The organism is Brevundimonas sp. (genome assembly GCF_036963785.1).
In the GTDB taxonomy this organism is placed as follows: Bacteria; Pseudomonadota; Alphaproteobacteria; order Caulobacterales; family Caulobacteraceae; genus Brevundimonas.
Genome location: NZ_JBALUS010000001.1, coordinates 187,848 through 205,241, shown reverse-complemented (window position 1 = coordinate 205,241; position 17,394 = coordinate 187,848). Strand labels below are relative to the sequence as shown.

The following is a 17,394-nucleotide window of genomic DNA, read 5'->3' as shown; positions in this document are numbered from 1 at the left end:
CCTTCAGAGCCTCCGCAGGGCCGTCCAGTTCAGGTGCAGGGTGCGGATGCCATACCGAATCGCGGAGATGCTGGGGAGAAGTAGTCCGATGGCCAAGGCACTGTCGGTGGCGGTGTCAGCCCAAGCCGCCGACGACATCTCTCGCCAGTGAATAGCGATCTGCCAGACGATTACGACCGGGAATGCGCTGGCCAACAGGGTGACCATCGTCCCGTTCAGCAGGCCCGCGAGCGCTTCTTCCTTATCCTTGGGCTGGTCCATGTCAGGCACCTTACGGCAGCGGAGCCGGACGGCAAGGATGGTCAGTCGATCGGCTGGTGCGTGAAGCCGCTGACGCCGGTCAGGGGGCGGCTGTCGCGTTCGATCTCGACCTCGCTTTCAGCATAGACGACCAGCAGTTCGGCCAGACAGGTCAGGGCGTTCAGATGGATGCGCTCATAGCCGTGGCTGGCGTCGATGCCGAAGGTCAGCAGGGCCGTGCGGATGTCGGCGCCCGACTCCAGCGCCGAGGCCGAGTCCGACCGGTAATATCGGAACACATCCTTCTGCAGGGCGATGCCATGCTCGCGCGCCAGCCGGGCCAGCTTGCGCGACAGGTGCCAGTCGAACGGCCCGGTCTGGTCAGCCATGGCCAGGGTGACGCCGAATTCGGATGAGTTCTGGCCCGGCGCCGTCGTGCCGTTGTCGATGGTGATCATGGCGGCCACGTCTGGAACCAGTACGGAGGAGGCGCCGACACCGACCTCCTCGGCGATAGTGATCAGCGCATAGGTGTCGACCTCGGGCGTGCGGCCCTCGCGGACCATGCACTCCAGCGCCGCCAGCAGGGTCGCGACCCCTGCCTTGTCGTCCAGATGGCGCGAGACGATGTAGCCGTTGTCGAGGAATTCCGGTTGGGGGTCGATGGCGATGATATCGCCGACCTCCACGCCCAGGGCTTCGGTCGCGGCGCGGTCGTAGACCTTCTCGTCGATGCGCAGTTCGACCTGGCTCCAGGCGACGGGCTGGGTGTCGACCTCCTCGTTGAAGGTGTGACCCGAGGCCTTGAGCGGCAGGATGGTGCCCCTGAACCGCTGTCCTTCGGCAAAGATGGTCGCGCGGGCCCCCTCGGCAAAGCGCGACGACCAGTGGCCGATCGGCACGACCTCGAGCCGGCCGTTCTCCTTGATGCGCTTGACCTGGGCGCCCAGGGTATCGACGTGGGCCACCAGCGCCCGGGCGGGCTTGGCCTCCTTGCCGGGCAGTCTCGCCCGGATGGCGCCGCGCCGCGTCATGTCGAACGAAATGCCCAGCCGCTCCAGCTCGCGACAGACCTCCCACACGGCCTCATCCGTGTAGCCTGTGGGGCTCGGGATGTTCAGCAGGCGCGACAGGCGTTCGGTCAGATAGTCGGCGTCGATAGAGGGCAGGGTCATGAGTCTCCTTGGTATCAGCTGTTCAGGGCTGCCCGGCTGGCGGCGGCTCCCGACAGGGGGAATAACAGGTCGATGAACCGCTCGGCCGTGGGCTGGGGTTCATGGTTGGCCAGGCCTGGGCGCTCGTTGGCCTCGATGAAATGATAGTCCGGACCCCGGTGATCGGGCACTATCAGGTCGATTCCGGTGACCGAGATGTCGATGGCACGGGCGCCTGTCACGGCGGCATTGATCAGGGCCGGGTGAACCTCGCCCGTCACATCGTGAATGGTGCCGCCAAGATGCAGGTTGGCGGCCTTGCGGACGCGGACCTCCTCGCCGGCCGGGGCGACATCGTCGAGGCTGTAACCAGCCTCGGCCAGGGTGCGGATGGTCTCCGCATCCAGCGGGATGCGAGACTCGCCGCCGGTGGCCGCCTCACGCCGGCGGCTCTGGTGTGCGATCAGGTCGCGCAGGGTCGACCGCCCATCCCCGACCACGCGCGGCGGGCGGCGGATGGCCGCGGCCACCACCTTGAAGTCGATGACCACCAGCCGCAGGTCTTCGCCCTCGACGTGATCCTCGACCAGCACTTCGGGGCAAAGGGCGCGGGCTTCCTTGATCGCGGCCTGCACATCGTCGAGCTTTTTCAGGCCGACGGCCACGCCCTTGCCCTGCTCGCCACGCGCCGGCTTGACCACCAGGGCGGGGCGTTCGGACAGCGCCGTCGCCAGGGCCTCGGCGTCGTCCGGATCATAGCGCTGCGGCACCTTCAGGCCGGCCTGTTCGACGATGCGACGGGTCATCCGCTTGTCGTCGCAGATGCTGACGGCGACGGCCGAGGTCAGTTCCGACAGGCTCTCGCGGCAGCGGATCGAGCGCCCGCCCCAGGTCATCCGCACCAGACCGCCCTCGGCGTCGAGCACGTCGGTGGCGATGCCCCGCCGCCGCGCCTCATCGACGATGATCCGGGCATAGGGATTGAGGTCGCTGGCCGGGTCCGGCCCCTTGAACAGGGGCTCATTGATCGGGTTCTTGCGCTTCACGCCGAAGAAGGACACGCGGCGAAAGCCCAGCTTCTCATAGAGGGCGATGGCCTGTTCGTTGTCGTGGATGACCGACAGATCCATATAGGCCAGCCCGCGCGTGCGGAAATGCTCGGCCAGCCGCCGGACCAGGGCCTCGCCCACACCCGGCTGGGTGGCCTGCGGGTCGACGGCGAGACACCACAGGGACGAGCCTTCCTCGGGATCGGAAAACGCCTTCACATGGTCGACGCCGGTGACCGTGCCGATCACCGCGCCGGTCGTTTCGTCCTCGGCCACGAAGTAGGTCAGGGCGCGATCGTCCTTGCGGGTTGTGAAGAAGTCGGGGCGGATCTGCACCATGCGCCGGGCGCCATAGATGCGGTTCACCGCCTCGATATCGTCATCCGAGGCCAGCCGCCGCACGGTGAAACCCCGGGGCTGGCGTCGCCCGGGGCGATAGGTGGCCAGGTCCAGACGGAAGGTATGCGAGGGGTCGAGGAACACTTCCTGCGGGGCCGAGGCCAGCAGCACATGCGGATTGCGCACATAGAAGGCGATGTCGCGCCGATCCGGCCCCTCGGACCGCAGGGCCTCGATCAGGGGCTGCGCGTCAGAAAAGGTCTGGGCAAACAGCAGCCGCCCCCAACCCATGTCGAGCACCGCATCCGGGGTCATCTCGCGCTCGGCACCGCCCACCATGGGCTTCAGCCCCTCGTGGCGCATGCGCTTCAGCCGGTGCGGCGTCGCGCGGGGCTTCTGGCGGGGCGCGTCAGACGCCATGGGACTGCAGCCACATTTCGAGAACCGCGACCTGCCACAACTCGGATCCGCGCAGGGGGGTAATGTGATCGCGTGGGTTCTCGAACAGGGTCTCCAGATACGGGCGCTTGAACAGCCCCCGCTCGCGCGCGACCTGACTGTTCAGACTGTCGCGAACCATCTCCAGATAGGGCCCGTCGATGTATTTGAGGGCGGGGACCGGGAAGTAGCCCTTCTTGCGGTCGATCACCTCGGACGGCACGACCAGCCGCGCGGCCTCTTTCAGTACGCCCTTGCCGCCTTGTGACAGCTTGTGCTCGGGCGGAATGCGCCCGGCCAGCTCGACCAGCTCGTGGTCGAGGAAGGGGACCCGCGCCTCCAGCCCCCAGGCCATGGTCATATTGTCCACACGCTTGACCGGGTCGTCGACCAGCATGACCTGACTGTCGAGCCGCAGCGCCTTGTCGACGGCGGTCTCGGCGCCCGGAATGCCGAAATGGGCCCGAACGAGGTCGAGGCTGGCGTCGGTCTCGGGCAGATAGGCGGGGTTGACCTGGGTCCGCAGGGTGGCATCGCTGCGGTCGAAGAAGGCCCCTGCATAGGTCGAGACCGGATCGGTCGTGTCCAGCATGGGCGGGTACCAGTGATAGCCGCCGAACACCTCATCGGCGCCCTGGCCCGACTGGACCACCTTGATGTGTTTCGCGACCTCCTGGCTAAGCAGGTAGAAGCCGACATTGTCATAGCTGACCATGGGCTCGGACATGGCGCCGATGGTGCCGGGCAGGGACTGCATCAGGCGGTCATGCGGCACGAAAATCTGGTGGTGGTCCGTGCCATAGTGGTTGGCGATCAGGTCGGAATAGACGAACTCGTCGCCCTTCTCCTGATTGGCGGCCTCAAAGCCGACCGAGAAGGTCTGCAGCCCGGTCTGGCCCAGCTCGGCCAGCAGGCCGACCACCAGGCTGGAGTCGACCCCGCCCGACAGCAGCACGCCCACCGGGACATCGGCGACCATGCGTCGCTTCACGGCAATGCGCAGGGCATCCAGCACCTGATCCCGCCAGTCCTGGGCGGTCAGGTTCGCATCTTCTGCGCGGCGCACATTCTGCGGCGCCCAGTACAGGCGGTCGCGGGAGGTCCCGCCGGCCTCGAAGATGCGCAGGGTCGCCGGCGGCAGCTTCCTCACACCCTTCAGGATGGTGTGTGGCGGAGGCACGACCGCGTGGAAGGTCATGTAGTGGTGCATGCCGATCGGGTCGATCGACGTATCCACGTCGCCGCCCGCCAGCAGGGACGGCAGGCTGGAGGCGAAGCGCAGGCGCTGGCCCTGTTCCGCCAGATACAGCGGCTTGATGCCGAACCGGTCGCGGCCCATCACCACGCGTCCGCTGTCGCGCTCGTGAATGACGAAGGCGAACATGCCGTGGAAGCGGTCGACGCAGGCCTCGCCCCAGGCGTGCCAGGCCTTGAGGATCACCTCGCTGTCGCCGTCGGAGAAGAAGCGATAGCCCATGCCCTGCAGCTCGGCGCGCAGTTCGGGGTAGTTGTAGATACAGCCGTTGAAGACCATCATCAGGCCGAGGTCGGCATCGACCATCGGCTGCTGGGCCTTGTCGCTGAGGTCGATGATCTTCAGGCGCCTGTGGCCAAAGGCGACCGGGCCGCGCGCCACCACTCCGCTGCCATCCGGCCCGCGTGGGGTCAGGGCCCCGGTCATCCGTTCTACAGCGGCGATATCGGCCGTCTGCCCGTTGAAATTGATCTCGCCGCTCAGGCCACACATGCGCTGGTTCAGACCTCGCTTGTCATTTGAAATTCAGGTGCACGGGGCCGCACGCCCCCAAGCTTAACCGCTGCGACCCGGAACCGTTCCGCCGGGTGTCAGGCGGAACGCCGTCTGCGGACCCAGGCCACCGTCGCAATGACCAGTGTAGCGGCCAACAGTCCGGCGCCCAAACCGTCCCACAGACCGTCGTCCAGAAGAGCCCCGATCAGGCCGGTCAGGCTGAGGGCCACGAGCAGCAGCGGGATGCGGAAGATCCGCCACAGGCTGGAGTCGGCGCGGCTCATGGCGCGCGTCTCCGCCGGGCCAGCCACAGGTACAGGCCGCTGATCAGGATGACGATGGTGATGACGTCCAGAACGGCCCAGACGATCTTGAGGCCCAGCCCGCCATAGTCACCAAAATGCAGCGGCTGCGACAGCGACAGGGCCTTCACATACCAGGGCATGGGCGCGACCGCGGCCAACGCGCCGGTGCGCGCATCGATCAGGGCGGGGGTGGTCAGGTGCGTCGTCAGCGGCGTGTCGCCGTGGAAGAACACCGCATAGTGGTTGTCGGTTGAATAGTCAGAGCCGGGGAAGGCCACGAACTGTAGCTGACGCCCGGGCAGTGCCACCTTGGCCCGCTGGACGGCCGCATCCAGCGAGGCGCGTTCGTTCAGCGCCACAGGCGCGTCATAGGCGGCGGCCAGGTCGGCCAGCGCCGTGTCCTTCCAGTGGGCGATGATCGGCACGGCCAGGGTGTTGACCACGCCGGTGCCACCGACCACCAGCACCCAGGCCACCGTCACTATGCCTGCCAGATTGTGCCAGTCCAGCCAGCGCGTGCGCGCCGACTTCCGGGAGCGCACCGTACCGAACGGTAGCCGGCGCATGAAAGGCGCATACAGCACTACGCCCGACACGACCGCCGCCACCAGCATCAGACCCATCAGCCCCAGGAACAGCATGCCCGGCAGGCCGAGGAACAGGTCGGTATGTAGCTGGAGGATGAACTCCATCACCGGATGGCCGGCGACCGGGGGCGCCGCCTCGCCACTGGTCTGGTCGATGGGCTGGAAGGTGTAGACACCGGCCGGGGCGTCGGGCGCCCGGCTGGTGACATTGACCACCGGCCGGTCGGTATCGAAGCTCATGAAGCTGGGCACCTCGCCCGGATGCCGGGACAGGGCGACATCCAGCACCTGATCCAGATTCAGCCTGTCACCGTCCGGATTGGCCGGGGCCCAGGCCTCGTCCAGCAGCCAGTGCTCGATCTCATGGGTGAAGACCAGGGGCAGGCCGGTGATGCACAGCATCAGCAGGAACAGGGTCGAGAACAGGCTCGACCAGGTATGCACCCACGACCAGGCCCGGATGGTGCTGGATCGCATTCCGCCTAGAAGTCCGCCGAGATCGAGACGCTCAGGGTGCGGGGCGCGCCCAGCGTCAGATAGTTGGCACCGGGATAGCCGCCGACGGCCACCCAGTGATCCTCATCCGTCAGGTTCTCGACGCGCGCGCGCAGGGTCAGCGGCCGACCCTGGGCTTCAAAGCCATAGCGCACACCGGCGTCGACCCGTGTCCAGGACTCCAGATCGACGGTATTGGCGGCATTGGCCGACTGCTCGCCCGTATGGACGACGCGCCCCTCAACCGTCAGGCCAGGAACGGCAGGCACGTCCCACTCGACATTGGCGTTGAACTGCAGCTCCGGCACGCCGATGGGGGCCATGCCGTCCAGCGCGCCACCGGCGGTCCGGGTGAGTTCGGCGTCGATGAAGGTCCACCCGCCCAGCACCCGCAGGCCGTCGCGCGGCTCGCCGAACCAGGTGACTTCCAGCCCCCGGTTGCGCTGTTCGCCATTGGCAGCGAACACCCCGCCCTCGACGAAGGCGCTGGGCAGAGTGATCGAGAACAGGCTGACCGTGCCACCGAACCGGCCCAGATCGTATTTGAAGCCCACCTCGGCCTGCTCGCCCCGGAACGGCGACAGCACCTCGCCGGCGTTGGTGACAGGCACGCCGCCGCTGACGGCGGGCGCGGTCTGGCCGGGGATCAGGGCCTCGGCATAGTTGGCATAGAGCGAGGCCCACTCGGTCGGCTTGTAGACGAGAGCAAAGGCCGGGGTCGTGGCGTCGCCCTCATAGCCCGAGGCAAAGGCGCCGGTGTTGTAGTCATAGGTCCGCGTCTCGATCGACTGGTAGCGCACGCCGACCGTGGCCAGCAGCCGCCCGTCGAGGAAGGACACCCTGTCGGCCACCGCGACGCTGCTGTTCTCGACCCGCTCGGTGACATTGGGATCGGACAGCGACCCGCCGACGAAGAAGTCGGGGGTGGGCGGGGCCACGTCGACCGGCGCATAGAGGTCGCTGGCGAACCCGGTAAAGTTGGAGAAGGCATAGGCGTTCTCGGAGCGCGACCGGACGGTCGAGGCCGAGGCGACCAGACGGTGATCGACCGATCCGGTGGTGACGTCGGCACGCAGGCCGATGTCGCCCGAGATGATCTGGTCCTCGCGCACATTGTCAAACCGATAGGCGCTGAGCGTGCCGTCGGGCTGGGCCGTGGGGTTGGCCAGCACATTCTGTTCCTTGCCCTGACGCCCGCCAAAGGCGGCCCAGGCCGAGACCCTGTCGCTGAGGTCGAACTCGCCGCGCGCCACGCCGAACAGCTGACGCTCGTCCGTATAGGTCCAGGGCTGGGCGAAATTGCTGTCGGCGGCGGGCGCAGCCGGAACGGCCCCGGCCGGGGTCACCGTCGGGCGCGGGGCGTCGATGTGGTGATCCTGCCAGCCGATGTCGGCCGAGAAGCGGGCGCGGTCGCCGCGCCGATCAAGGCCCAGGCCGATGACGCTGAGTTCGCGTTCCTGACTCTCGACGCTGCTTTCGCCGTCGCGGCGGGCTATGTTCAGACGCAGGCCGTATTCATTGCCCAGCCCAAAGCGACGGGCGACGTCGGCGGCCAGATAGGTCTCGCCGCCGCCTTCCAGCCCCGCCGTCAGGCGGGTGAGGGGCGCGCTTCCGGCGCGCTTGGGCATCAGGTTGAAGGCCCCGCCCACGCCACTGCCGCCCGGCGCCGCGCCGTTCAGAAAGGCGGTCGCGCCGTGAAAGACCTCGACCCGCTCAAGGAATTCGGCCGCCACGAACTGGCGCGGCAGGACGCCGTACAGGCCGTTCCAGGTCATGTCGTCGGAATAGACCGGGAAGCCGCGGATGACATACAGCTCCTGGAAATTGCCGAAGCCCTTGGAGACCCGCACGACCGGATCGTTCTGCAGCACATCGCCGACGCTGCGCGCCTGCTGGTTTCGGGCCAGCTCTTCGGTGTAGGCGGTGAAGGCGAACGGCGTATCCATCTGGTCCATCGCACCGAACAGGCCGACCCGTGCGCCGGTTGCGACCTGACCGCCTGCATAGGCCGGCGGCACCGTGACCTGCGATCCGGTGACGATGATATCGTCCACCCGCGCTTCCTGCGGATCGGCCTGTTGGGCCAGGGCGGGCAGGGGCGGGGCCAGGGCGATCAGGGCGACAGACGACAGAAGGGCAAGACCACGCGGCGACACAACGACACTCCAGTGCAAATAAGAATGCGTCGCAATACATAGGCGCGCAGGGGCCCGCAAGGGGCGTTTCTGCGTTGCATGGTCGCGATGCCGGGGGCGGCCGTCATCCGCGGGGGTCATTGATGCGGCCTCCCCCCTGTGCGACACATGTTGCAATGGCGAACAAGCCCGACTTCTTCGACGAAATGAATGGCTCCGGCACCTCGTGCCGACCGCCATACGCAAGCTACGCCGACTGGTTCGAGCGTCAGGGCGCCCAGACGCTCAAGAAAAAGTCCAAGGACGCCGAGGTCTTTTTCCGCCGCACCGGCATCACCTTCAACGTCTACGGTCAGCAGGAAGCCGACGAGCGGCTGATCCCGTTCGACATCGTGCCGCGCATCATTTCGGCCCGCGAATGGAGCCGCCTGACCCGCGGGATCGAGCAGCGGGTGCGGGCCATAAACGCCTTTCTGCACGACATGTACCACCGCCAGGAAATCCTGCGGTCCGGACGCATTCCGGTCGATGTGATCGCCGCCAACGCCGCCTTCCTGCCCCAGATGATCGGGGTGGAGCCGCCCGGCGGGATCTATACCCACATCGTCGGCATCGACATTGTCCGTACGGGCGAGGACGACTTCTTCGTGCTGGAGGACAATGCCCGCACGCCGTCGGGCGTGTCCTACATGCTGGAAAATCGCGAGACGATGCTGCGCATGTTCCCCGAGCTGTTCTCGCGGGTCGCGGTGCGCGAGGTCAGCGACTATCCCAAGCTGCTTCGGCGGTCGCTGGCGGCGTCAGCGCCCAAGGGCTGCACCGGAACGCCGGTCGTGGCCGTGCTGACGCCCGGCATCCACAACTCGGCCTATTTCGAGCACGCCTTCCTGGCGGACGAAATGGGGGTCGAACTGGTCGAGGGGCAGGACCTGCAGCTGGTCGACGGCCGCATCGCCATGCGGACGACCCGGGGCTACACCCCCATCGATGTCCTCTACCGTCGGGTCGACGACGACTATCTGGATCCGATGAGCTTCAATGCCGACTCCCAGTTGGGGGTGCCGGGACTCATGGATGTCTATCGGGCCGGCGGGATCACCATCGCCAATGCGCCGGGCACCGGGATTGCCGACGACAAGGCGATCTACAGCTACATGCCCGACATCATCCAGTTCTATACGGGCGAGAGCCCCATCCTGAAGAATGTGCCGACCTGGCGGTGTGCCGAGCCCGATGCCCTGGCCTATGTGCTGGAACATCTGCATGAGCTGGTCGTGAAAGAGGTTCACGGTTCGGGTGGCTACGGCATGCTGGTCGGCCCGGCCGCCAGCAAGCGGGAGATCGCTGCCTTTGCGGACAAGCTGAAGGCCCGTCCCGCCAACTATATCGCCCAGCCGACCCTGGCCCTGTCGACCGTGCCGGTGCTGACCAAGGCCGGGCTGGCGCCGCGCCATGTCGACCTGCGCCCCTTCGTCCTCGTCTCTCCCGGCAAGATCGAGATCACCCCCGGCGGCCTGACCCGCATGGCGATGAAGCCGGGCTCGCTGGTGGTCAACTCCAGCCAGGGCGGCGGCACCAAGGACACTTGGGTGCTGGAAGAATGAGGCGTCCCGCAGTCACCATGCCGGGTAGGGGAGGGCTGTCATGCTAGGCAAGACCGCCGCCGGCCTGTTCTGGATGTTCCGCATGCTGGAGCGCAGCGAGAACACGGCGCGTCTGGTCGATGCGGGCTTTCGCATTGCCCTGACCCGTTCTGCGGCGGCCGAGGCGGAGTGGGCGTCGATCATCAGCACCGCCGGGGTCCGCAAGGGCTATCAGGAGCGGTACGACGCCTTCAACGCCGCCAACGTCATCGACTATCTGCTGCGGGACAAGGACAATCCGTCGAGTGTCGTCTCGGCCATCAATAGCGCGCGCACCAGTGCCCGACTGGTCCGCACGGCCCTGACGCGTGAGGTCTGGGAGGCGACCAACGAAGGCTGGATGACGATCCGGGAGGTGTTGAAGCGGCCCGTGTCCGAGAACGGCCTGCCCGACATTCTCGCCACCATTCGCCGTCAGAACGCTCTGGTGCGCGGCGCCCTGACCGGCACCATGATGCAGAACGACGTCTACAACTTTGCCCATCTGGGCATCTTCATCGAGCGGGCAGACAACACGGCCCGGATTCTGGACGTCAAATACTATGTGCTGCTGCCGTCGGTCTCCTATGTCGGATCGTCGCTGGACAATGTGCAGTGGGAGACGATCCTGCGGTCGGTGTCGGCGCAGCGCGCCTATCGCTGGCTGAGCGACGGGACCGCCAACCCCCGCCAGATCGCCAATCTGATCATTCTGGACCGGCGCATGCCGCGCTCGCTGGCCTTCTGTGCGGGACAGATCTCCGAGCATCTGGGCTTCCTCGCCGAAGCCTATGGCAGCGAGATGCCCAGCCACGATCTGGCGCGGGCCCATGTGAAACGGCTGGCGGACCATTCGATCGAGTCGATCTTTGACGCGGGGCTACATGGCGTCCTGAACGACTTCATCGCCCGCAACCACGCCCTGGGCCAGCAGATCGAGCAGGATTACAGGTTCTACGGATGATCCCATGCGCGTGAAGGTCCGGCACAGCACCGAGTATCACTATGACCAGGCCGTCAGTCGGGGCCTGCAGAAAATCCGCCTGACTCCCAAGCATTCGGGGGGGCAGACGGTATTGTCGTGGCGCACGGAAATCGAGGGGGGCCGCAAGGAGGTCGCCTATACGGACCAGCACAACAACCTGGTCGAACTGCTGTCCATTGAACCGGGCACCCGCACGGTGACCATCCTGTGCGAGGGCGAGGTCGATACCTCGGACACCGCCGGCGTGATCGGCCAGCACGGCGGGTTTGCGCCCCTGTGGTATTTCCAGCGCGCGACGCCGCACACCCGCGCCGGACCCCGTGTGCGCCAGCTGGTGCGCGATCTGGGCAAGGACTTCGATGACGATCCCTCGCGCCTGCACGCCTTGTCCGCCCTGATCCTGCGGACGGTCGGCTATGAGACCGGCACGACGGATTTCTCGACCACGGCGGAGCAGGCGCTGGAAACCGGGCGGGGGGTCTGTCAGGACCACGCCCATATCCTGATCGCCGCCGCCCGGCTGATGGGTTATCCGGCGCGCTACGTCAGCGGCTATCTGGTCATGGACGACCGGGTCGACCAGGACGCCGGTCACGCCTGGGCCGAGGTCCATGTCGAGGGGCTGGGCTGGGTCGGGTTCGACGTCTCGAACGGCGTCTCGCCCGATCCCCGCTATGTTCGGGTCGCAACAGGCCTCGACTATGGCGAAGCGGCGCCGATCTCGGGTATCGTCTACGGGGGCCGCAATGAGTCGATGGTCGTTCAGCTGCAGGTTCAGCAGTAGTCCGGCCGTGCCCGCAATGAAGGTGATCTCTCCATGACCTATTGCGTTGGCATGCGCCTCAACAAGGGGCTGGTGTTCATGTCGGACACCCGCACCAATGCGGGCGTCGACAACGTCGCCACGGTCCGCAAGATGTTCACCTGGCACAAGCCGGGCGAGCGCATGATCACCCTGATGACGGCCGGCAATCTGGCCACCACCCAGTCGGTGGTCAGCATCCTCGACGAGCGGACCAAGGTCCCGGCCGAGCGCAATCCCTCCCTGCTGGAGACTCCGACCATGTTCCAGGCCGCCCGCCTGGTCGGCGAGGCCCTGCGGGAGACCATCCAGACCAATGTCCAGAGCGGCCAGTCGGCCGAGGCGATGTTCGGCGCCACCCTGATCATGGGCGGACAGATCAAGGGCACACCGCCGCGCCTGTTCCTGATCTATCCGCAGGGCAATTTCATCGAGGCGACCGACGACAATCCCTACTTCCAGATCGGCGAGACCAAGTATGGCCGGCCCATTCTGGTGCGGGGCTATGACCCCGACATGAGCTTTGAACAGGCCGTCAAACTGCTGGTGGTGTCGTTCGACTCGACGCTCAAGGCCAATCTGTCCGTGGGCCTGCCGATCGACTTTCAGACCTATACTGCCGGCCAGTACGAGCCGACCCACGAGAAGCGGATCGAGCGGGACGACCCCTATTTCCAGACCATCGCCCACGACTGGGCCGTCGCGCTGAGGTCCGCCTTCCTGTCGCTGCCCGATCCGGAGCTCTGAGCGAACACCGTCTGAACCGTCTGAACCGTCTGAACCGGGATCGGGGTCAGTTTCACGTTCACGTCAAAGCGGGCTGGCCGCCTCGTCCCTGTCCTCCCTGCTGCCGATCCCGCATCCTGACACAGCCGCGAACCAGGGCGGGAAGAAAGCTGTGGGCGGCCCTGTCGTATTGTCGACGGTCAGCGCTGGATGGCGAATCCGCCCTCGTTCATCGTCGATCTGACCATCGCTTCGGACACAAGGTTGAAGTCGCCCGGGATGGTGTGTTTCAGCGCGGCGGCGGCGAGGCTGAAATCGAGCACGTCCTGATCGTCCCAGGCGCTTCTCAGCCCGAACAGCAAGGCCGCCGCGAAGGCATCACCGGCACCGACGCGATCAACCACCCCCGCCATGTGGATGGGTCCGGTGCGACACTCCCGCAGCCCTGAGGCCGTTCGCCGGAACAGTGTGGCGGAAAGCGAGTGACTGTCTGCGCTGTGCTGGACCCGGTGGGTGCAGGCCACCGTCTGCAGGCGCGGATATTCCCCAAAGGCCGCCGCAACGCTGGCCCGGAGCCGATCCTGGGGCGTCTCGCCTTCGAACGTCCTGCCCAGGACCAGGGCCAGGTCCTGTTCTCCGGCGAACGCTACCTCCGAACCGGCCAGAATGGATCCAAGGATGCGGGCCGGATCGCCGCTCCAGCGCGCCCACAGGGTCCGGCGGAAGTTGACGTCGAACGACACCCTGACCGCGTTGCGGTTCGCCGCTTCGATGATCGCCGCAGTCGCCGCCGACCCGGCCACGCCCGTGGCGGCGGTGATCCCCGACAGGTGCAGCCAGCCAACGCCGGCGAGAGCCGCGTCCCAGTCTATGGCGGTCTCGACGTGCTCCACGAAGGCGGAATGCTGTCTGTCGTAGAGGACGCTGGCGGGGCGCATGACGGCGCCGGGCGTCAGGAAGTACAGGCCCATGCGGCCGGGTGCGAATACCAGGCGAGAGACGTCGACGCCGTGACGTCGCAGTTCATCGCGCGCCGCCTGTCCCAGCGGGTTGTCGGGCAGGATGCTGAGCATCGCAGCCGGTGCGCCGAGGCGTGCCAGGGACACGGCGACGTTGGCCTCGGCTCCGCCTGTGTGGACCGACAGACCGGGCGACTGCAGCAGCAGTTCCTGGCCCGGGGGTGTCATCCGCAGGAGCATTTCGCCGAAGCAAAGGACCGGGCCGTCCGACATGCTCATCGCGCCTGCCAGCCACCGTCGACGGGCAGGACCACACCCTGGACATAGTCGGATGCGCGGCTCGCGAGGAAGACGGCGGCACCGGCCAGATCGGCGGGCTCGCCCCATCGCCCTGCGGGAATACGCCCCAGAATTTCCCGGTTGCGATCCGGGTCGTCCTGAAGGGCGCGCGTGTTGTCGGTGGCGAAATAGCCCGGCGCGATGGCATTGGCGTTGATGCCGTGTTTCGCCCACTCGTTGGCCATCAGCTTCGTCAGTCCGGCCAGGCCGCTCTTGGACGCCGTATAGGACGGCACCCGGATGCCCCCCTGAAAGCTCAACATCGAGGCGATGTTGATAATCTTGCCGCCCCGACCTTCCGCGATCATGCGCCGGACGACGGCCTGGGTCAGAAAGAAGACCCCCTTGAGATTGACGTCCATGACCGCATCCCAGTCGGCCTCGGTGAAGTCGACGGCATCGGCGCGGCGGATGATGCCGGCATTGTTGACGAGAATGTCGATGGGGCCGAGGGCGGCGGCCTGTTCAAGGACCGGTTCGATCGCGGCGGTTGAACCGAGGTCCGCCTGGATCGACAGGCTGCGGCGACCGAGCGCCTCGACCCGCGACACGGTGTCGTTCGAGTCCCGGCGCGCGACCGAGACGATGTCGGCGCCCGCTTCGGCGAGCGACAGGGCAATGCCCTGGCCCAGACCGACGTTGCCACCGGTGACGAGCGCGGTCTTGCCCTTGAGACTGAAGAGGGTGGGCATGAAGCGTCCTGTATAAGCTGGCAGAAATCGGGTGCGTGCCGAGGCGGAGCCCTAGAGATAGGTTCTCAGGAACTCGGTCAGGGCGACGATGGCCAGGCTCTGACCATAGGGCATCGAGGTCAGCGGGATGTCCTTGTAGAACTGCATGTCGTGACCCATCGGGGTGCCGAAGCTGACCTGCTTCAGCTCGCCCGCGTCGTCGATATTGGCCAGAACGGCCTTTACGGCCTTGATCCCCACGGCCTCGAACCGGCGCGGCAGATAGCCCTTTCGCACGCCCTTGAGGATGCCATAGGCGAAGCCGGCGGTGGCCGAGGCCTCCAGATAGCTGGTCGGGTCGTCGATCAGGGTGTGCCACAGGCCGCTCTCGTCCTGATGCCGGGCCAGCGCCTCGACCTGGGCGAGCAGGGCATCGGTCAGGAAGGTCCGCAGGGCGTCGCCGGGCGGCAGGTCCAGCATCTCGATGAACTCGGGAATGGCGATGGTGACCCAGCAGTTCCCGCGGGCCCACAGGGCGCCGGCGAAGTTGTGCCGACCGTCAAAGGTCCAGCCGTGGTACCAGAGGCCGGTCTTGCGATCCGCCAGATATTTGATGTGCAGCAGATACTGCCGCTTGGCTTCCTCGATATAGGCCGGGCGGTCCAGCAACAGGCCGATCTTGGTCAGCGGCAGGACCGACATCATCAGGGTGTCGTCCCAGAGCTGCTGATAGTTCACCGTGTCATAGGTGATGTGCTGAAAGCCGCCTTCCTCTGTTTTGGGCAGGCCGTCGTCGGCCATCAGGAATTCCGCCCAGCTCTCCAGATAGGGCCGGTAGCGGGGCTCGCCCGTCTCTTCGTAGAGGTACGCCAGCGCCAGCATGGGCGACATGGTGTTGATGTTCTTGGTCGGGGTGCCGAGGGCGAACCGGTCCTCGAACCACTGGGTCATGACGCGCAGGGCCCCGGCGTCGCCGGTCTGTTCGTAGAGGCGCCACAGGCCGAACAGGCCGACGCCATGGGTCCACTCCCAGTCGTTCCAGCCCTTGGTGTCGATGACCCGGCCATCTTCCAGGGTCATCAGGAACTCGCCGGTCTCATCCTTGATGTTGACCAGGTTGTCGATCAGGCGGCCGATGGTCTCGACCACCTGATCGCGCGGCACGTCATGGGTAAGGGCGACCATGGTTACTCCTTGAACACTCGGGGCGTCAGCGCGTGTTGCCGACGGGGTTGTTTCCCCACAGCTGATCGTATTTCCAGCCCGACAGATCCTCGACGATCGCCTGGTGCTTCGGATCGGACGGCGTGCGCTCGCCCGAGCGGAAGCGCTCGATCTCTTCCAGCAGGATGACGTGGCTGGCGGGGTTGAGCTTGAACCGGGTCGAGATCAACACCCCGCACACGAGGACGGCCAGGGTGCCGAGGCCCAGCACGGCGACGATGGCGGTGATGGCCTGGGGGCTCTGGATGTCCGAGCCGGAGACGAAGCCCGCGGCCTGCATGACCTGACCGACCAGCATGACGGCGGCGGCCTGGCTCATCTTGCGGACGAAGGTCATGACGCCGGCAAAGGCGCCTTCGCGACGGCGTCCGGTGACGATCTCGTCGACGTCGGCCATGTAGTTGTAGGTCGCCCACGGCACATAATAGAGGGCGCCCCGGCCGAGACCCGCAATGACGACCGGCAGCCACAGCAGCACCGAGGCAGCGTTGAGACCGGCGAAATACATGCCGATGAAGACCACCACCCCGGCGCCGAAACACAGGGCGGCGAAGCGGTAGGCGGCGGCTGGCGACAGGCGGATGGCGAAGTTGATCGCCAGAACGACCGACACCAGCTGCACCAGCGAGGTGACCCCCACCAGTCCGGCCACGATGGCGGCCGACCCGCTCAGGGCGAACACCACGAAATAGGTGAAGGCGGCGTTGTAGATGTCCTGGCTGATATAGCCGCCCAGATACATGCCCAGGTGCAGCCGGAAGGCCCGGATACGCAGGGTCGAGAACAGGTTGCGGTACAGGGCCCCCATCGAGTTCAGCAGGGTGGGCCGCCCCTTGCGTTCAGCCTCTTCCAGTCCCGGCGGACGCTGGCGTTCCCAGCTGAAGGCATACAGCAGGCCGGCCACGATCATGAACAGCACCGCGAAGATGATGCCCATGTAGAAATAGGTGTTGGGATCATCGGGCCCCAGCTGGGTGATCAGCCAGCCCGGCAGGAAGGCGGCGCCGGCCGAGGCCAGCTGTCCGCACAGGATGCGGGCGCCCGCCATCTGGGCCTTGGTCTTGTAGTCGGTGGCCATTTCCGAGGCGAGGGTCTCGTACGGGATGATCTCCATCGCATAGACCAGCTCAAACAGGACGTAGGTGATCAGGTAGTACCAGAAGGTCTGGCCCGGCAGCCACATCAGGGCAAAGGACGGCAGCAGCGGAATGGCGGCCAGGATGAAGAACCGGCGCCGCCCGAAGGTGCGCGCGATCCATCCGCGGCCGAGGCTGTCCGACAGATGGCCGATGATCGGGCTGGCCACGGCGTCCAGAATGCGTGCCACCCCGAAGATCAGCGTCGCCTGGGCCACCGAGAGCCCGCAGAAGGTGGTGTAGAAGAACAGGATCCAGGTGCCGATGACGGTCATGGAGCCGCCGCCGAGCACATCGTTCAGCCCATAGGCGGTCATATTGTACCAGCGCACCGGACGGGTCGGCTGCGTCGGCATCGCGGGACGGGCGGCGATGGGGTCGGTCACGGGTGGTCCTCCTGCTGCCCCGGTCCGTGCCGGGGAAGTCGTTCGTTTGCGC

The 17,394-nt window shown here is 66.4% G+C and carries 15 protein-coding genes; 4 read left to right on the top strand and 11 right to left on the bottom strand.

All coding sequences use genetic code 11. The annotated features are described in order from the left end of the window. Window positions 1-3: 3 nt before the first annotated feature. From V7672_RS01055 to V7672_RS01025, 7 genes are all read right to left on the bottom strand, one after another. A complete protein-coding gene (locus tag V7672_RS01055) occupies window positions 4-261 on the bottom strand; it encodes a hypothetical protein (RefSeq protein ID WP_335622825.1) in 258 nt (85 codons plus the stop codon). A gap of 41 nt (window positions 262-302) precedes the next feature. Further along, window positions 303-1,415 (bottom strand): osmoprotectant NAGGN system M42 family peptidase, encoded by a 1,113-nt coding sequence (locus V7672_RS01050; RefSeq protein WP_335622824.1) that lies wholly within the window; start codon window positions 1,413-1,415, stop codon window positions 303-305. Window positions 1,416-1,429: 14 nt separating this feature from the next. Then, window positions 1,430-3,202 carry an N-acetylglutaminylglutamine synthetase gene (ngg, locus tag V7672_RS01045; RefSeq protein ID WP_335622823.1) on the bottom strand — a complete coding sequence of 591 codons (1,773 nt, stop codon included), beginning with the start codon at window positions 3,200-3,202 and terminating at the stop codon, window positions 1,430-1,432. Then, a complete protein-coding gene (locus V7672_RS01040; RefSeq protein ID WP_335622822.1) occupies window positions 3,192-4,967 on the bottom strand; it encodes an N-acetylglutaminylglutamine amidotransferase in 1,776 nt (591 codons plus the stop codon). The genes ngg and V7672_RS01040 overlap by 11 nt, the downstream gene beginning before the upstream one ends. Window positions 4,968-5,065: 98 nt before the next feature. After that, entirely contained in the window at window positions 5,066-5,254 is a 189-nt protein-coding gene (locus tag V7672_RS01035; RefSeq protein WP_335622821.1) for a hypothetical protein, read from the bottom strand. Further along, on the bottom strand, window positions 5,251-6,435 hold the full coding sequence (locus V7672_RS01030; protein WP_335623262.1) for a PepSY-associated TM helix domain-containing protein: 1,185 nt from the start codon (window positions 6,433-6,435) through the stop codon (window positions 5,251-5,253). Before V7672_RS01030 ends, V7672_RS01035 begins: the two co-directional genes overlap by 4 nt. Then, window positions 6,345-8,513, bottom strand: coding sequence for a TonB-dependent receptor (locus V7672_RS01025; RefSeq protein WP_335622820.1), 2,169 nt, complete (start codon window positions 8,511-8,513; stop codon window positions 6,345-6,347). Before V7672_RS01025 ends, V7672_RS01030 begins: the two co-directional genes overlap by 91 nt. A gap of 155 nt (window positions 8,514-8,668) precedes the next feature. On the opposite strand from V7672_RS01025, the gene V7672_RS01020 reads away from it, so the two are divergent. From V7672_RS01020 to V7672_RS01005, 4 genes are read left to right on the top strand one after another with little or no spacing between them, the layout of a single operon-like run. Then, on the top strand, window positions 8,669-10,096 hold the full coding sequence (locus V7672_RS01020; protein WP_335622819.1) for a circularly permuted type 2 ATP-grasp protein: 1,428 nt from the start codon (window positions 8,669-8,671) through the stop codon (window positions 10,094-10,096). A gap of 40 nt (window positions 10,097-10,136) precedes the next feature. Beyond that, window positions 10,137-11,078 carry an alpha-E domain-containing protein gene (locus V7672_RS01015; protein WP_335622818.1) on the top strand — a complete coding sequence of 314 codons (942 nt, stop codon included), beginning with the start codon at window positions 10,137-10,139 and terminating at the stop codon, window positions 11,076-11,078. A 4-nt stretch (window positions 11,079-11,082) separates the two neighbouring features. Further along, window positions 11,083-11,883, top strand: coding sequence for a transglutaminase family protein (locus V7672_RS01010; protein WP_335622817.1), 801 nt, complete (start codon window positions 11,083-11,085; stop codon window positions 11,881-11,883). A gap of 33 nt (window positions 11,884-11,916) precedes the next feature. Next, window positions 11,917-12,648, top strand: coding sequence for a proteasome-type protease (locus tag V7672_RS01005; protein WP_335622816.1), 732 nt, complete (start codon window positions 11,917-11,919; stop codon window positions 12,646-12,648). 179 nt (window positions 12,649-12,827) lie between these two features. Here the strand turns inward: V7672_RS01005 and V7672_RS01000 are convergent, their stop codons facing one another. The 4 genes from V7672_RS01000 to V7672_RS00985 are packed head-to-tail and all read right to left on the bottom strand — an operon-like array spanning window position 12,828 to window position 17,342. After that, window positions 12,828-13,859, bottom strand: coding sequence for a sugar kinase (locus V7672_RS01000; RefSeq protein WP_335622815.1), 1,032 nt, complete (start codon window positions 13,857-13,859; stop codon window positions 12,828-12,830). Between the two features lie 2 nt (window positions 13,860-13,861). After that, complete coding sequence (gene kduD / locus V7672_RS00995; RefSeq protein ID WP_335622814.1) at window positions 13,862-14,617, bottom strand: 2-dehydro-3-deoxy-D-gluconate 5-dehydrogenase KduD; 756 nt, start codon at window positions 14,615-14,617, stop codon at window positions 13,862-13,864. A 51-nt stretch (window positions 14,618-14,668) separates the two neighbouring features. Next, window positions 14,669-15,781, bottom strand: coding sequence for a beta-galactosidase BglB (bglB, locus tag V7672_RS00990; RefSeq protein WP_335622813.1), 1,113 nt, complete (start codon window positions 15,779-15,781; stop codon window positions 14,669-14,671). A 25-nt stretch (window positions 15,782-15,806) separates the two neighbouring features. Beyond that, window positions 15,807-17,342, bottom strand: a complete 1,536-nt coding sequence (locus V7672_RS00985) for an MFS transporter (RefSeq protein ID WP_335622812.1) — start codon at window positions 17,340-17,342, stop codon at window positions 15,807-15,809. Window positions 17,343-17,394 lie beyond the last annotated feature (52 nt).

Coding starts and splice junctions, on each gene's coding strand:
- V7672_RS01035 (WP_335622821.1), bottom strand. CDS start 5,254: ATGAGCCGCGCCGACTCCAGCCTGTGGCGGATCTTCCGCATCCCGCTG.
- V7672_RS01040 (WP_335622822.1), bottom strand. CDS start 4,967: ATGTGTGGCCTGAGCGGCGAGATCAATTTCAACGGGCAGACGGCCGAT.
- V7672_RS01010 (WP_335622817.1), top strand. CDS start 11,083: ATGCGCGTGAAGGTCCGGCACAGCACCGAGTATCACTATGACCAGGCC.
- V7672_RS01005 (WP_335622816.1), top strand. CDS start 11,917: ATGACCTATTGCGTTGGCATGCGCCTCAACAAGGGGCTGGTGTTCATG.
- V7672_RS01000 (WP_335622815.1), bottom strand. CDS start 13,859: ATGTCGGACGGCCCGGTCCTTTGCTTCGGCGAAATGCTCCTGCGGATG.
- ngg (WP_335622823.1), bottom strand. CDS start 3,202: ATGGCGTCTGACGCGCCCCGCCAGAAGCCCCGCGCGACGCCGCACCGG.
- V7672_RS01015 (WP_335622818.1), top strand. CDS start 10,137: ATGCTAGGCAAGACCGCCGCCGGCCTGTTCTGGATGTTCCGCATGCTG.
- V7672_RS01050 (WP_335622824.1), bottom strand. CDS start 1,415: ATGACCCTGCCCTCTATCGACGCCGACTATCTGACCGAACGCCTGTCG.
- bglB (WP_335622813.1), bottom strand. CDS start 15,781: ATGGTCGCCCTTACCCATGACGTGCCGCGCGATCAGGTGGTCGAGACC.
- kduD (WP_335622814.1), bottom strand. CDS start 14,617: ATGCCCACCCTCTTCAGTCTCAAGGGCAAGACCGCGCTCGTCACCGGT.
- V7672_RS01055 (WP_335622825.1), bottom strand. CDS start 261: ATGGACCAGCCCAAGGATAAGGAAGAAGCGCTCGCGGGCCTGCTGAAC.
- V7672_RS01020 (WP_335622819.1), top strand. CDS start 8,669: ATGGCGAACAAGCCCGACTTCTTCGACGAAATGAATGGCTCCGGCACC.